Origin of the sequence: Nocardia terrae (genome assembly GCF_009760405.1) — a bacterium.
Taxonomy (GTDB): Bacteria; Actinomycetota; Actinomycetes; order Mycobacteriales; family Mycobacteriaceae; genus Nocardia; species Nocardia terrae.
In genome coordinates, this window is record NZ_WRPP01000011.1 from 191,834 (window position 1) to 206,285 (window position 14,452).

Sequence of the window (14,452 nt, forward strand, 5' to 3'; positions counted from 1 at the left end):
CCGCCGGTCGGCGATCAGACGCGACGGCGGCCCCAGCGCGAGCGGGAGCCCCATTGACGGGGACGCGAGACCCGGGCGCTGAACCCGGCCATGTGCAGGGCCAGGCCGAGCAGTCCGGCGATGACGAAAACATTGACCGCGGTGCCCGTGGTGCGATCGGCGAGCTCGAGCAGCAGGGCGATCGCGAAGAGGACGGCGGCGACGATGGCGAACATATCGACCGGGTACCCACAATCTCCTGTCGGAAGCCACAAGCGGCGGTACGTAATACGAGAGCCCATTCGTATCTTCTGACAAAAGCGTGTTTATTTGTGCGATAAACCGATTCGCCTCTCGGTCGCGGAACCCCTGGTCATAGGTTCGTGCAAACTCTTCGCGACCCCCCTTCGTCGGCTTGACCAATGTGCTCCGCGCCACGTACTTTCGGGGTTACCGACACATGTGAGCTGCTGGAAGGAGGCGAGTCGGATGTCGAACATTCCCATGGATGACACCGCCGATCTGCGCCACCTGGCTCACCGGACCGCCTGGGTTCCGGGTCGTGTAGCGCACGGCTTCTGAGCTGCCCTTTTCCGGCGTGCCCCGAACGCGGCCCCCGGCACATTTCGATCTCTGTCACGGCCCTCGGCATGCCTCTCGTGCCGATTCGCGCTCCGGGTACTCGGGCGGCGTCACCGAAATAGAAAGCTCCTGAAATGGCGACTAGGATTATCCCATCCACCGCGCAGCGAAATGAGGTTGTGCCATGGTAGACGCGCGGATCACGGTGAACGGGAAAGTCACCCCGATTTCCCCGGCGGCACCCCATACGACGGTCCTGGATTTCTTGCGTGACCGCGGTATCACCGGCAGCAAGGAAGGCTGCGCGGAGGGCGAATGCGGCGCCTGTTCGATCATGGTCGCCCGCCCCGGCGTGGCGGAGAAGACCGACTGGGTCGCCATCAACGCCTGTCTGGTTCCGGTCGCCGCGCTCGACGGCCAGGAGATCGTGACGGCCGAGGGCCTCGCGACCCTCGACGGCTCGGGCACCCCCACCGAACTGCACCCCGTGCAGCAGGAGATGGCGGTGCGCGGTGGTTCCCAGTGTGGTTACTGCACACCCGGATTCATCTGCAGCATGGCCTCGGAGTACTACCGGCCCAACCGCTGCGCCGGTAAGGCCGCCGCGTCGGCCGAGACCGAGTCGCACGACGCCGAGTCGCACGATCACGAGCACGGCCCCAACGGCTTCGACCTGCACTCGCTGAGTGGAAACCTGTGCCGCTGCACCGGTTACCGCCCGATCCGGGACGCCGCGTACGCGCTGGGCGCGCCCGAGGCCGACGACCCGTTCGCGCAGCGCCGCGAGCAGGACGCGCCCGCGCCCGTCGCCACCGATTACAGCCAGGACGGCCGCACCTTCCGCCGCCCGGAGACCCTGGCCGAGGCCGTGCGGCTGCTGCGTGACCGCCCCGACGCGATCCTCGTCGCCGGTTCCACCGACTGGGGCGTCGAGGTCAACATTCGTTCGCGCCGTGCGGATTACGCCATCGGCATCGACCGCCTGCCCGAACTGCGCGAGCTGACCGTCGCCGACGATCACATCCTGATCGGCGCGGCCGTGCCGCTCACCGAGATCGAGCGTCGCCTCGACGGCAGCGTGCCGCTGCTGGCGCAGCTGTTCCCGCAGTTCGCCTCGCGCCTGATCCGCAACAACGCCACCTTCGGCGGCAACCTGGGTACCGGTTCGCCGATCGGTGACAGCCCGCCGGCGCTGCTCGCGCTCGGTGCGTCGGTGGTGCTCGCCTCCGCCGACGGTGAGCGCGAGGTCGAGCTGGCCGACTACTTCACCGGCTACCGGCAGAGCGTGCGCCGCGCGGACGAGCTGATCCGCGCCGTGCGCATCCCGCTGCCGCTGTCGCGGGTGACGGCGTTCCACAAGATCGCCAAGCGGCGTTTCGACGACATCTCCAGTGTCGCTGTCGCTTTCGCGCTCGACATCGAGGACGGCGTCGTCACGAAGGCCCGCATCGGCCTGGGCGGCGTGGCCGCCACCCCGATCCGCGCCCGCGACACCGAGGAAGCGCTGGTCGGCAAGGCGTGGTCCACCGAGACCGTCGAGGCCGCCGCCGCGGTGCTGGCGTCGGAGGGCACGCCGATGAACGATCACCGCGCCAGCTCCGAGTACCGAGCCGCGATGCTCGGCCAGAGCCTGAAGAAGCTGTACGCGCAGACCACCGAGGCGGTGCTGTCATGAGCGAGCTTGCGAGCGAATCGAAGACACAGCGTCCATGGCTCTTGACGGAGCCGAGCGCTAGCGAGGCGGAGTCATGAGTCATCTTTCCGAACGCCCGGAGAAGCCGGTTGTCGGTGTGCCGATGCCGCACGAGAGCGCGTCGCTGCACGTCACCGGCACCGCGCTCTACACCGACGACCTGGTGTTCCGCACCAAGGACTGCCTGCACGCCTACCCGGTCCAGGTCTTCAAGGCCCACGGGAAGATCAAGGCGCTGAACACCGAGCCCGCGATGGCGGTGCCCGGCGTGATCCGGGTGCTCACCATCGCCGACGTGCCCGGCGTCAATGACGCGGGCATGAAGCACGACGAGCCGCTGTTCCCCGAAGAGGTCATGTTCAACGGCCACGCGGTCGCGTGGGTGCTGGGCGACACCCTGGAGGCGGCGCGCCTGGGCGCGGCCGCGGTCGAGGTGGAGCTCGAGGAGCTGCCCTCGCTGATCACCGTGCGTGAGGCCATCGAGGTCGAGAGCTTCCACGGTGCCCGTCCGACCATGATCCGCGGCGATATCGATGAGGGTTTCGCCAACTCGGTTCACATCTTCGAGGGCGAGTTCGAGTTCAAGGGCCAGGAGCACTTCTACCTGGAGACCCACTGCGCGCTGGCCCAGATCGACGAGGCCGGACAGGTTTTCATCCAGTCCAGCACCCAGCACCCGTCCGAGACGCAGGAGATCGTCGCGCACGTCCTCGGGCTGCACAGCCACGAGGTGACCGTGCAGTGCCTGCGCATGGGCGGCGGCTTCGGCGGCAAGGAGATGCAGCCGCACGGGTTCGCGGCCATCGCGGCGCTCGGCGCCAAGCTCACCGGTCGCCCGGTTCGCCTGCGGCTCAACCGAACCCAGGACCTGACCATGTCCGGCAAGCGGCACGGCTTCCACTCCAGCTGGAAGATCGGCTTCGACGCCGAGGGGCGCATTCAAGCCCTGGACGCCACCCTGACCGCCGACGGCGGCTGGAGCCTGGACCTGTCCGAGCCGGTGCTGGCCCGCGCGCTGTGCCACATCGACAACACGTACTGGATCCCCAACGCGCACGTCGCGGGTCGCATCGCCAAGACCAACACGGTCTCCAACACCGCATTCCGTGGTTTCGGCGGCCCGCAGGGCATGATCGTGATCGAGGACATCATGGGCCGTTGCGCCCCCCTGATGGGCCTGGATCCGGCGGAGCTGCGTGAGCGCAACTTCTACGCGCCCAACCAGACCACGCCCTACGGTCAGCCGGTCGGGCAGACCGATCGCATCGGCAAGATCTGGCATCAGACCCAGGACAACGCCGACTGGGCCGAGCGTCAGCGCGAGATCGAGGCGTTCAACGCCGCGCATCCGAACACCAAGCGCGCCTTGGCGATCACCAACATCAAGTTCGGTATCTCGTTCAACCTGACCGCCTTCAACCAGGGCGGTTCGCTGGTGCTGATCTACAAGGACGGTTCCGTCCTGATCAACCACGGCGGCACCGAGATGGGCCAGGGCCTGCACACCAAGATGATGCAGGTCGCCGCGACCACGCTGGGCATCCCGCTGCACAAGGTGCGGCTGGCGCCGACGCGAACGGACAAGGTGCCCAACACCTCCGCCACCGCGGCCAGCTCCGGCGCGGACCTCAACGGCGGCGCGATCAAGAACGCCTGTGAGCAGCTGCGCTCGCGGCTGGTTCAGGTCGCGGCAACCCAGCTGGGCGGCAACGCTTCCGACGTTCGCATCATCGACGGTGTCGCCACCCTGCTCGGCAGTGACAAGACGCTGGACTGGGACACCCTGGTGCACACCGCGTACTTCCAGCGGGTGCAGCTCTCGGCGTCGGGCTACTACCGCACCGAGGGCCTGCACTGGGACGCGAAGATCTTCCAGGGCTCGCCCTTCAAGTACTTCGCCTACGGCGCGGCCGCGACCGAGGTCGAGGTGGACGGCTTCACCGGCGGCTACCAGATCCGCCGCGTGGACATCGTGCACGATGTCGGCGACAGCCTCTCGCCGCTGATCGACGTCGGCCAGGTCGAGGGCGGGTTCGTGCAGGGCGCGGGCTGGCTCACGCTGGAGGACCTGCGCTGGGACACCAGCGACGGCCCCAACCGCGGCCGGTTCCTGACCCAGGCGGCCAGCACCTACAAGCTGCCGTCCTTCTCGGAGATGCCCGAGGAGTTCAACGTGACGCTGCTCGAGGACGCCACCGAAGAGGGCGCGGTCTACGGCTCCAAGGCCGTCGGCGAGCCGCCGCTCATGCTGGCCTTCTCGGTGCGAGAGGCGCTGCGGCAGGCCGCCGCCGCGTTCGGTCCGGCCGGCACCAGTGTCGATCTGGCCTCGCCCGCGACGCCGGAGTCGGTGTACTGGGCCATCGAGGGCGCCCGCCAGGGCAAGCCCGCCGTGCAGGGCTACGTCACCAACGGCCACGCGCTGAACGGCAACGGCCACAACGGCAATGGCAGTGATGGCAATGGCAGTAATGGCAATGGCAGTAACGGCAGTAACGGCCACGCCGTCACCGGCGCGACCGCGCTGAGCGGAGTCTGACATGACCTGGATCGCCGCGGTCGAGCGATTGCGAGCACGCCGGGAGCCCGGCGTGCTGGTGACCGTCGCGACCGTGCGCGGTCACGCGCCCCGCAAACCGGGCGCGAAACTCGTTGTGGGAGCGACGGAGTCCTGGGGTTCGATCGGCGGCGGCAATATCGAGGCCGTCGCCATCGACCGGGCGCGCGAGCTGCTCGCGGCGTCCGATCCGCAGACGGAGATCATGGACTTCGCCCTCAACGACAAGGTCACCAACCGGCACGGCGTGCAGTGCTGCGGCGGCGCGGTCAGCGTGCTGCTGGAGCCGCTGCCCGTGGTGCCGGCGGTCGCGATCTTCGGTGTGGGACACGTGGGTTACGAGCTGGCCCGCATCCTGGCCCGCCAGGAAATGGACCTGCACCTGATCGACACCCGCCCGGAGCAACTCGCCGATGAGCGGCTCGCCGTGCTCGACGACGCGGTGGCGCAGGTGCACGTGCACCGGCCGCTGATGCTGCCCGAGGAAGTCATCGGTGAGTTGCCTCCGGGCACCCACGTGCTGATCATGACCCACGATCACGCCGAGGACGCCGCGCTCTGCGATACCGCCTTGCGCACACCGGATCTCGGCTCGATCGGCCTGATCGGCTCGGCCGCGAAGTGGGCGCGCTTCCAGAAGCGGCTGTCCACCGAGGGCGGCTTCGACGCGGCCACCATCGCGCGGATCAAGACGCCGATCGGGTTGCCGGACATCACCGGCAAGGAGCCCATCGTCATCGCGGTCAGCGTGGCGGCGGATCTGATCCGGACCTTCGAGGTGGAGCGGCACGCGAACAACAGTGTGGCTCCGGTGCATTCGATCGCGGACAGCGCGTAGACGACAAACGGAAACAGGCCCAAGTTCTCGGGAGAACTTGGGCCTGTTTCGTTGTGCGGCGGTCGAATTCAGCGCAGATGCGAGGTGTCGTTCAGGAACCGCACCGACGAGCTGCCGTCGCCGTAGTAGGAGACCGCCGACACCGACGCCGCCGCCAGCTCCATCCGGAACAGGGATTCCGGCGGTGCGCCCAGCGCCAAGCGGAGCAGCGTCCGCAGTGGGGCGACGTGCGAGACGATCAAAACCGTTCGGCCCGTGTACTGCGCGAGCAGCTTGTCGCGGGACCATGCCACCCGGCGCGTCACCGATTCCAGCGACTCGCCCGTCTCGCCCGGTATCGCCGCCGGAGAGGCCAGCCAGGCCGCCAGCTCGTCCGGGTACTTGTCCCGCACCTCGGCGAACGTGAGCCCGTCCCAGGTGCCGAAATCCGCCTCGCGCAGGCCCCCGGCGAGCCGGACCTCCAGCTCCAGCAGCCGCGCCGCCGCCTCGGCGGTCTCCCGGCAGCGCCGCAGCGGCGAAGACACCACCGCGTCCACCGGGCCGAGCGCCGCGAGCATGCCCGCGGCGGCCTCGGCCTGCCGGCGCCCCACCTCGGACAGGCGCGGGTCCGATCCGCCGCTGCCGGAGAACCGCTTCTCCGGTGTCAACGCGGTCTCGCCGTGCCGCAACAGCAGCAGCGTCGTCGGGTCTCCGGATGCGAATGTCATTTCGCCGGTTCGGCTTTCGTGACGAGGTAGTTGCCGAGCACGACATAGTCGATCTCGGTGCCCAGGAAGGTGCGCAGGGCGTCGGCCGGGGTGCACACGATCGGCTCGCCCGCCACATTGAACGAGGTGTTGATCAGGCACGGCACATCGGTGAGCGCAGTGAACCGCCGCAGCAGCGCCGCCAGCCGCGGAGTGCCGGCGTCGGTGATGGTCTGCACCCGCGAGGTGCCGTCCACGTGGGTCGCGCCGGGGATGACGTCGCGGAACTCCGGCCGGACCGGGAACACGAAAGTCATGTAGGGAGAACGGGTTTTGCGGCCCATCTCGAAGACCCGCGGCGCGTCCGGCTCGAGCACCAGCGGCGCGAAGGGGCGGAACGGTTCGCGGTGCTTGACGCGGGTGTTGATGACGTCCTTGATATCCGCGAACTTCGGATTCGCCAGGATGCTGCGATGCCCCAGCGCCCGCGGGCCGTGCTCGAGACGGCCCTCGAACCAGCCGATGACCACCTTCTCGGTGAGCAGCTTCGACACCTGATCGACGATCTCGTCATCGCCGAGCCTGGTCCACCCCACCCGATCGCCGAACGCGCGCAGGGCCTGTTCGATCGCCGCGTCGTCGTATTCCGGTCCGAGATAAGGAGTCACGTATGACGGCGTCAGTTCCCGGCCCGCGTTGTCCGGGTGATTCGCCCAGGCGTGCGCGGCCGCGCCGATGACGATGCCGGTATCGCTGGCACCGAAACTCACGGCCATGTCCTCGAAGCGCGACCCCTCGAACAGCGGAGTGTTGTTGAGGCAGTTCAACGCCACGCCGCCCTCGAACAGCAGATGGTTCAGGTCGGTCGCCGCCTCCAGCGCCACGAGCTGGTGGTTCGTGACCACGGTCAGCATCTCCTGGGCGGCCGCGGCCACCCTCGCCTGATATTCGAGGGTCTCCTCGAACGGGCCGAAATACTGCTCGAACACGGGATCGAGGCCGTGCGGGTTGTCCGTCTCGAGCGGCCTGCGGAACGAATACCGGCCGCCCGCATGCAATTCGACGAGATCCTCGAGGAACGGGTTGGGGACCGGGGGAGCGGCGTATCCGGACAGGCCCATCACCTTGTACTCGTCGTTGTTGGGGACGAAGCCGAGGAAGCGGGTGATCGCGCTGAAGAGGATGCCGATCGAGTTCTCCGAGCCGATCGTCGAACCGTCGAAGACGCTGATCCGGCCACCGCGAATCTCGCCCATCAGCGCCGAGAATCGTTCCGCGCGACCGTCACTGACGAGGAAGGCGCTGTCCCGCATCCCGGCCAGATACCAGCCCGTCATGGCGTGGGCGAAGTGGTGCGGTACGAAAACCACCTTGCTCGGATCGGGCGTGAAGCCGGTGCGCTCGGCGAAGTCGGCCAGCATGGCCTCCGGGCCGACCACCTCGGCGGCCAGCTGACGGATCCCCGTCAACAGCTGTCGCTGAGCGAGCGGATCCATTGGCGCGGCGGAGATATCGGCCAGCACCTGCCCCACGACCTCGGTGTCCCACCGCCACGGGAAGGCGAACAGATCGACGTCGGAAAGCTCCAGCCCCGCGTGGTCGAGGCACCAGCGCACCGAGTCGATCGGGAAGTCGGTGGTCTTCTTCTCCCGATTGAGCCGCTCCTCCTCCACGGCGGCGACCAGCTCGCCGTCGATCAGCAGTGCCGCGCCCGCATCGTGGCCCATGAGGTAGTGCTTGTCCCGGCCGACCGCGCCGAAGTTATCGGCGAAGAACTCCGCCACTCGGGTGAAACCGTTGCACCCCAAGACGATCATGACTGTTTCCTTCTCTGCCGAGTACCAGGTCGCGGACGATCTCGCCGGCGGCGGGCGCCTGGCACAGGCCCTGGCCGGAGAACCCCGCCGCGTAGACGAAGGGACGGAAGGGATCACGTCCGATGACGGCCGTGCCGTCCGGGCTGACGTCGAGGTCACCGCTCCACCCGTGCTCGACGCGGTGGCCCGCGAGCGCGGGATAGGTGGTGGCGAGCTGCCGGGACACTCTGTCCAGCCAGGCTTCCCGGGACTCGTCCGGAGCCGGGCGGCCCATGCCGATGAGAATGCGGTCGCCCCAGGAGCGAATGCGCAAGCTGGACGGGTGCAGGGTCATCGGCAGGGGGTTCGCGGCGACCGCGGGCGCCTCGGTGAGGAGCATGTCGATGGGATAGGTGCTCACCGGCAGGTGGACGTCGGCCATGGCGGCGACCCGATCCGCCCACGGCCCCGCCGCGCAGACGATGGTGCCGGCGCGGATGTCGCCAGCGGGCGTGTGCACCACGCCGTCGGGATCGATCGCGGTGACCGGTGTTCCGGTGCGCAGGACGGCCCCGGCCCGCTCGGCCGCCGCGGCGAAGCCGCGCACGATCGCGGCCGGGTCGCAGGCGTACGCCTCGGGTGACCAGGCGGCCGCCACCAGCGTGTCCGGGTCGACCAGCGGGTTGTACCGCACCGCGTCGGCGGCGCTGACCAGTTCGACCTCGACGCCCGCGGCCCGCTGATCGGCCAGTTCACGCTGGAAATCCGCGACCTGGTCCGCCTCGGTGAACAGAACCAGGAAGCCGACCCGCCGCAGGCCCAGATCGATCCCGGTCCGGTCGGCCAGGTCGTGATAGGCCGCGAGGCTGCGCACGGCGAGGCCGCCGGTGAGGGCATTGCCCGGAAAATAGGTCCGGACGACGCCCGCGGTGGTTCCCGACGATCCGGAGCCGAGCGCGCCGCGATCGAGCAGCAGGGTGCCGACCCCGGCCTCGGCGAGCCGGCACGCGATCGACGTGCCGATGACGCCGCCGCCGATGACCAGGACCTCGGTATGTTCGCTCACGACTGCCGGGCCACTTCGGCGGGCCGCTGCTGGCGCAGGTGATCGCCGGTCTCCCACGGGTACAGGTGCAGGTTCCAAGCGCCCAGAGTGTTGACGTAGAGCGCCATTTGGCTCACCACCGCCAGGAAGTCGTCGCGGTCGAGCTGATCGAGGCAGGCCAGGAAGCGCTGGGTGAACGCCCACAGCGGCTCCAGACCGCAGTAGCCCAGGAACTCGGCCGGGACGCCGACCAGCAGGCGGGTCATGTGGCGCAGGGACTCCATCGGCATGCCCTGCACCGCCGCCCGGACCAGGCCGCCGTAGGAGGCGTAGCCCAGCGGGCGGGTCTCGCCGTTGACGAACAGCAGGGTGGGCAGCACGGTCTCGAAACTGCCGGCACCCGAAGGGATCAGGCCACTGTGCAGCTCGGCGAGCTCGGCGGGTTCGGTCAGCCAGATCCGCTCGGTCTCGGCATGTACGTCGTGGATCAGGCGATTCGCGTCGGCGTCGGCGGCCGTGAGATGCGGAATGCGGTGCCCGCCTTCGGTTCCCGCCTTCCGGACCTCGACCGGGATCGGCTGCTTGGTCGAGTAGACCGACTCCCACACCGCCCGGCCCGCCGCCACGAGAGCGGGAACGTCCTCTTGCCGGATCCGACCCACCGGCGCGGCGGGCATCGGCTCGGTCAGGGCGCCGTACTTGATGCCCAGATGCTGGAGGGCGGAAAGGAATACCGTCCCATCGGGCGCGTCGCGCCGGTCCGCGATCTTCGTGGTCGCGGGCACGTGCAGCAGCGAGGGAATCGGCGCCACGTGGTACAGGTGCTCACCGGCCACCAGCGCGTGCCCCTGCAGGCTCCGGTAGGGCAGCGCCTCCCACAGCGCATCGGCCAGTTCTTCGTTGCGACCGTCCAGCTCGGCGGTCACGGTGATACCCAGGTCGGGCCAAGCGATTTCGATATGTCGGGCCGACGACGACTCTGACAAGGTGTTCTCCTTCATTGGTGCGATGTCGCCGCTGCTACCGCTGCGCGAAGTGGTCGCGCACGGAGTCGACCTGCTTGGCCATCATGGCGATGATCGTCTCGACGACCTCGGTGTCGGCGTCCTCGGCGATGGTCAGCTCGCGGGTCCAGTCGAAGAAGCAGCGATTGGGGTCATTGGTGATCGATCGAACGCGAATGGTGGCGACATAGCGGTCGACGCCCATGGTCGGCTCGATGGAGCGGTAGGTCTGCAGCCGCTTCAGCTCGTCGCGCCCGGCGATCTCCTGCTGCACCAGGCCGTCGCTGAACACCAGCGTGAAGTTGTACAGCGCCGGAACCCGTTCCGGCCCAGCGTCTCCGACCCAGTGCACATCCTTGGCCGCCGGCCCGGAGACGATAGCCACCAGCTGCAGCGCGTCGCGCACCACGGCCCAGACTGTTTCGGGATCGGCGTCGACGACGGTCGAGTGGTACATGGTGTGCTTTCGCTGAACAGCCACGAAATCTCCTTGTCCGGCAAGGCAATTGCCTCAACAATGCGAACTTCGTTATGAAGTACACAGTCGCCCGAGTGATGTCGGCCAGGCATGGAAGCCACGAATCGGGCAGGGGGTACCGGCGGGTATTTCGTAGACTCCTACAAGCGCATGTTGCACTCGAAAGATGTTGTGCTGCAACGAGAATGCACAGTTCGGGAGGTATTATCATGGCACAGCAAAACCGCGGCGAATTCGTCCGGGAGATGATGCGGTGGCACTTCGATCCCGAGACCGGCTCGCCGTTCTGGCTGCGGCGCGCCGCGACGCTCGGCTTCGATCCGCTCACCGACATCCGCGATTTCGACGACCTCGGCCGGTTCCCCAATATGGTGGACGAGCTGCGCGATGTCGCTGTCCGCGAACTGATTCCGCGCGGCTATGGCGACGCGCACCGGGCCGCCGCCTACGAGAGCGGCGGCACCACCGGGCGGCCCAAGCGCGTGATGTTCACCGGCGAGTGGCAGCAACGCAACGTCGAGTGGTTCAGCGAACGACTGGACGCGCATGGCGTTCCCCGGAATGTGGACTGGCTCAGCGCGGTTCCCGGCGGACCGCACAATGTCGGGGCGATGGCGGTCGACACCGCGGCACTGCGCGGCGGACTCAACTTCGGCATCGATCTGGACCCGCGCTGGGTCAAGAAGCTGATCGCCGACGGCCACCTGGAGATGGCCTCCGCCTACACCGACCACCTGATCGAACAGATCGAATTCATCCTCTCCACCCAGGAGGTCGGCGTCCTCTTCGCGACCCCGCCGATGCTGGAGCGCCTCGCCCAGCACGACGATCTGGTCGAGCTGGTGAACCGGAAGATCCGCACGATCATCTGGGGCGGAACGCATCTCGACCCCGACACCCGGGATCTGCTGCGCGAGGAGGTCTTCCCGAACACCACGCTGGTCGGCGGCTACGGCAGCACCATGATGCTGGGCACCTCGGTGGAACGGCCCGGTCTCTCGCCCGACGAGCCGTGCGTCTTCGACTCCTTCGCCCCGTACACCACTTTCCAGGTGGTCGACCCCGACTCCCAGGCGGTCGTTCCCTACGGTGAGCGCGGCCAGATCGTGGTGCACCACATGAGTCGAACGGCATTGCTGGTCAACAATATCGAGCGCGATTACGCGACCCGCGTCCCCGCACCCGACGGCGTGCCGGGCGATTCCGTCGCCGACGTCGCCCCGGTCGCGTCCTTCACCGGCGCGACGGTGATCGAGGGCGTGTACTGATGCTGTCCCTCGACGTGCTCGGCCCCGGCGGCCCCTACCGATCCCGGCGGGTGGAAACCGTTCAGGAATTCACCGGAAAACCCGTCGCCACCCTGAGTCTCGCGCCCCCGCTCTATGTCGCCCGCGCGATGAAGGCGCTGCGCCGGGCGCCCGTCCTGCCTCTCGACGAACGGATCGCGGCGCTCACCGAGGCCGGCCGGGCCTTCGCGACGGAGACCGTCGCGGGGCTGACGGTGTCCGAGTATCAGCGGACCGTCAGCGCCACCACCGGGATTCCGATCACCGTGGTGCGCGAGTCCACCGGCGACATCGCGCGCGCCGCACAGCGGATCCACCACAGCTTGGAGAACGCCCGGCCCAGTGCCGCGGTGCGATCCTGGCGCGACCCGCTGACCCGGGCGGGCCGGGCGGTGTGGACGCGGCGCGGCGAGGTGTTCGCCGTGCACGCGGCGGGCAACCATCCCGCGGTGCACCAGGGCTGGCTCGACGCCGTCGCGCTCGGCTACCGGGTCGCCGTGCGGCCCTCCCGCCGCGAGCCGTTCACCCCGTACCGGCTGATCACCGCGCTGCGCGAGGCCGGTCTCGGCGACGATCGGATCGCCCTGCTGCCCACCGATCACCGGGCCGCCGACGACATCCTGCGGCACGCCGACCTCGGCATGGTCTACGGCGGCGCGGAAGTCGTGCGCAAATACGCGGGCGATCCCCGCATCCTGCCGCAAGGGCCCGGGCGCTCGAAGATCCTCATCACCGCCGAGACCGCCTGGGAACCGATCCTCGACACCCTGGTGGAGTCGATCAGCGGCGGTGCGGGCGTCGGCTGCGTCAATGCCACCGCCGTCCTGGTGGAAGGCGACCCGACCCCGGTCGCGGCGGCGCTCGCCGAGCGCCTGGCCGCGCTGCCCAGCCTGCCCGCCACCGACGAACGCGCGGTCCTGCCCGTGGCCCCGATGGGACTGGCCCGCCGCTGGAACGAGCATCTGCGGCAACGGGCAGCCGGGACCAAGGCGTGGCTCGGCGGCGACGGCATCATCGACGACCTCGGTGACGGCACCGCGGTGCTGCGGCCCGCGGTCCATCAGCTCGACAGCCCCTTCGCCGACCAGCTCGGGGCCGAGCTCGGGTTTCCCTGCGTGTGGCTCGCGCCCTGGGACCGCGACGCCGGGATCCGGCCCCTGCGCGACACCCTCGTTCTGACCGCGGTCACCACGGACGTGGATCTGATCGACGAGCTGGTGGCCGAGCCGACCATCGCCAACATATATATCGGCGACCACCCCACGCCGTGGATGGCGCCCGGTCTCCCACACGACGGCCATCTCGCGGAATTTCTCATGCGTACGAAGACGTTTTTACGGTGATGGGCGCTTCTCACCGCACGAAAATTCCACCTGGTTTGTAAATCCCTACGAAAACCCGGTGCCCGGGCCCGGCGGTGTTCATGTCTTCTACCCCTAGCCGACACCGTTCGGTTGGCTGTGTACTCCTCATCACACACGTTGCATACGCAACCGCCGGCCGCCAAGGCCCTGCATTTGGGGGAGCCCCCGCCTTATCCGTAAAGGAGTGACCGTGACCGTCAAAGAAGTGAGCCTCCAGGAGCTCGAGCGTGCCTGGCTGGACGAGGCGATCAGGTTGGCCACCACCAGCGTGGCGAACGGCGGCGGCCCGTTCGGAGCACTCGTAGCCAAGGACGGCGAGATCGTCGCCGTCGGCCACAACAAGGTCACCTCGACCCTGGACCCGACCGCGCACGGCGAAGTGACCGCCATGCGCAACGCCTGCAAGGAACTGGGCACCTTCTCCCTCGAGGGCTGCGTCCTGGTCACTTCCTGCGAGCCCTGCCCGATGTGCCTGTCCTCGGCCCTGTGGGCCCGCGTGGACCGCATCATCTTCGCCGCCGACCGCCACGACGCCGCCACCGCGGGCTTCGACGACCGGGTCTTCTACGAGCTGTTCGAGGTGCGCACCGAGGGCAACTGGCCCACCACCCTCGAGCGCCTCGACCTGCCCAACCGCAACGCCCCGTTCGAGGCGTGGCTGGCCAAGACCGACCGCATCGACTACTGAGACCGCGGAATAGCCACTCTCACAGGTGAATACCGCGCCGCCGGGCGGCGGATGGCGATCGGGCCGTCCGCCGCCCGGCGGTCATTCGCCGTATCGGGCGAATGCCCTAATTTTCGATTGCCTCGGCGAATCGCTTGCCCTGCTGGCTAGGCTCGGTCTCGGGAATGATCGAGAAGCGAAAGGCAGCAGCATGATTCGGAAGGTTCTTCTGGTGGCCGCGGCGGGCGCGCTGATCGCCGCACCCGCTACCGCCTCCGCCGAGGTGCCCGCGGTGGTCGCCGGGTCGCCCGCGGCCGCACAGCCGGTGGCGTTCAGCACCGGTTCGGGCGTCGCGGATGTGGTCATCAACGGCCTGATCACCGCGATCTTCGGGCCCAACGACCCGAACACGTGCAAATTCCCGTACTGCTTCTGACCTGAGAATGCCGTGCGCGACCACGTTGTCGCGCACGGCATTTC

General features: G+C 68.4%; 13 protein-coding genes. 7 read left to right on the forward strand and 6 right to left on the reverse strand.

The annotated features are described in order from the left end of the window. Positions 1-14 precede the first annotated feature (14 nt). Positions 15-215 carry a hypothetical protein gene (locus tag GPX89_RS37860; RefSeq protein ID WP_157392566.1) on the reverse strand — a complete coding sequence of 67 codons (201 nt, stop codon included), beginning with the start codon at positions 213-215 and terminating at the stop codon, positions 15-17. Positions 216-745: 530 nt separating this feature from the next. Between GPX89_RS37860 and GPX89_RS37865 the strand changes: the two genes are divergently transcribed. The 3 genes from GPX89_RS37865 (at position 746) to xdhC (ending at position 5,646) form a co-directional block, all read left to right on the forward strand. Next, complete coding sequence (locus GPX89_RS37865) at positions 746-2,236, forward strand: xanthine dehydrogenase small subunit (protein ID WP_157392567.1); 1,491 nt, start codon at positions 746-748, stop codon at positions 2,234-2,236. Positions 2,237-2,309: 73 nt separating this feature from the next. After that, positions 2,310-4,790, forward strand: coding sequence for a xanthine dehydrogenase molybdopterin binding subunit (gene xdhB, locus GPX89_RS37870; protein WP_157392568.1), 2,481 nt, complete (start codon positions 2,310-2,312; stop codon positions 4,788-4,790). Between the two features lies 1 nt (position 4,791). Beyond that, complete coding sequence (gene xdhC, locus GPX89_RS37875) at positions 4,792-5,646, forward strand: xanthine dehydrogenase accessory protein XdhC (RefSeq protein ID WP_157392569.1); 855 nt, start codon at positions 4,792-4,794, stop codon at positions 5,644-5,646. A gap of 68 nt (positions 5,647-5,714) precedes the next feature. Here the strand turns inward: xdhC and GPX89_RS37880 are convergent, their stop codons facing one another. Genes GPX89_RS37880 through GPX89_RS37900 form a run of 5 tightly spaced genes read right to left on the reverse strand, consistent with a single transcriptional unit; the run spans position 5,715 to position 10,658 of the window. Then, complete coding sequence (locus tag GPX89_RS37880; RefSeq protein ID WP_157392570.1) at positions 5,715-6,353, reverse strand: histidine phosphatase family protein; 639 nt, start codon at positions 6,351-6,353, stop codon at positions 5,715-5,717. Beyond that, the gene (locus GPX89_RS37885) at positions 6,350-8,149 is read right to left on the reverse strand and encodes a carbamoyltransferase family protein (protein WP_157392571.1); all 1,800 of its coding nucleotides are present in this window, start codon (positions 8,147-8,149) and stop codon (positions 6,350-6,352) included. Before GPX89_RS37885 ends, GPX89_RS37880 begins: the two co-directional genes overlap by 4 nt. Next, complete coding sequence (locus GPX89_RS37890) at positions 8,094-9,194, reverse strand: NAD(P)/FAD-dependent oxidoreductase (RefSeq protein WP_198347782.1); 1,101 nt, start codon at positions 9,192-9,194, stop codon at positions 8,094-8,096. Before GPX89_RS37890 ends, GPX89_RS37885 begins: the two co-directional genes overlap by 56 nt. Further along, positions 9,191-10,159: a cucumopine synthase-related protein gene (locus tag GPX89_RS37895; protein WP_157392573.1), complete on the reverse strand. Its 969-nt coding sequence runs from the start codon at positions 10,157-10,159 to the stop codon at positions 9,191-9,193. The genes GPX89_RS37890 and GPX89_RS37895 overlap by 4 nt, the downstream gene beginning before the upstream one ends. A 34-nt stretch (positions 10,160-10,193) precedes the next feature. Continuing rightward, positions 10,194-10,658: an SRPBCC family protein gene (locus tag GPX89_RS37900; RefSeq protein WP_157392574.1), complete on the reverse strand. Its 465-nt coding sequence runs from the start codon at positions 10,656-10,658 to the stop codon at positions 10,194-10,196. Positions 10,659-10,864: 206 nt separating this feature from the next. Here GPX89_RS37900 and GPX89_RS37905 point away from each other — a divergent pair, with 206 nt between their 5' ends. From GPX89_RS37905 to GPX89_RS37920, 4 genes are all read left to right on the forward strand, one after another. Next, a complete protein-coding gene (locus tag GPX89_RS37905) occupies positions 10,865-11,923 on the forward strand; it encodes an AMP-binding protein (protein WP_157392575.1) in 1,059 nt (352 codons plus the stop codon). After that, the gene (locus GPX89_RS37910; protein ID WP_157392576.1) at positions 11,923-13,284 is read left to right on the forward strand and encodes an aldehyde dehydrogenase family protein; all 1,362 of its coding nucleotides are present in this window, start codon (positions 11,923-11,925) and stop codon (positions 13,282-13,284) included. Before GPX89_RS37905 ends, GPX89_RS37910 begins: the two co-directional genes overlap by 1 nt. Positions 13,285-13,495: 211 nt before the next feature. Continuing rightward, positions 13,496-13,993, forward strand: a complete 498-nt coding sequence (locus tag GPX89_RS37915) for a nucleoside deaminase (protein WP_328602763.1) — start codon at positions 13,496-13,498, stop codon at positions 13,991-13,993. Between the two features lie 190 nt (positions 13,994-14,183). Next, entirely contained in the window at positions 14,184-14,408 is a 225-nt protein-coding gene (locus GPX89_RS37920; RefSeq protein ID WP_157392577.1) for a hypothetical protein, read from the forward strand. Positions 14,409-14,452: the final 44 nt, after the last annotated feature.

Coding starts and splice junctions, on each gene's coding strand:
- GPX89_RS37860 (WP_157392566.1), bottom strand. CDS start 215: ATGTTCGCCATCGTCGCCGCCGTCCTCTTCGCGATCGCCCTGCTGCTC.
- GPX89_RS37865 (WP_157392567.1), top strand. CDS start 746: ATGGTAGACGCGCGGATCACGGTGAACGGGAAAGTCACCCCGATTTCC.
- xdhB (WP_157392568.1), top strand. CDS start 2,310: ATGAGTCATCTTTCCGAACGCCCGGAGAAGCCGGTTGTCGGTGTGCCG.
- xdhC (WP_157392569.1), top strand. CDS start 4,792: ATGACCTGGATCGCCGCGGTCGAGCGATTGCGAGCACGCCGGGAGCCC.
- GPX89_RS37880 (WP_157392570.1), bottom strand. CDS start 6,353: ATGACATTCGCATCCGGAGACCCGACGACGCTGCTGCTGTTGCGGCAC.
- GPX89_RS37885 (WP_157392571.1), bottom strand. CDS start 8,149: ATGATCGTCTTGGGGTGCAACGGTTTCACCCGAGTGGCGGAGTTCTTC.
- GPX89_RS37905 (WP_157392575.1), top strand. CDS start 10,865: ATGGCACAGCAAAACCGCGGCGAATTCGTCCGGGAGATGATGCGGTGG.
- GPX89_RS37910 (WP_157392576.1), top strand. CDS start 11,923: ATGCTGTCCCTCGACGTGCTCGGCCCCGGCGGCCCCTACCGATCCCGG.
- GPX89_RS37920 (WP_157392577.1), top strand. CDS start 14,184: ATGATTCGGAAGGTTCTTCTGGTGGCCGCGGCGGGCGCGCTGATCGCC.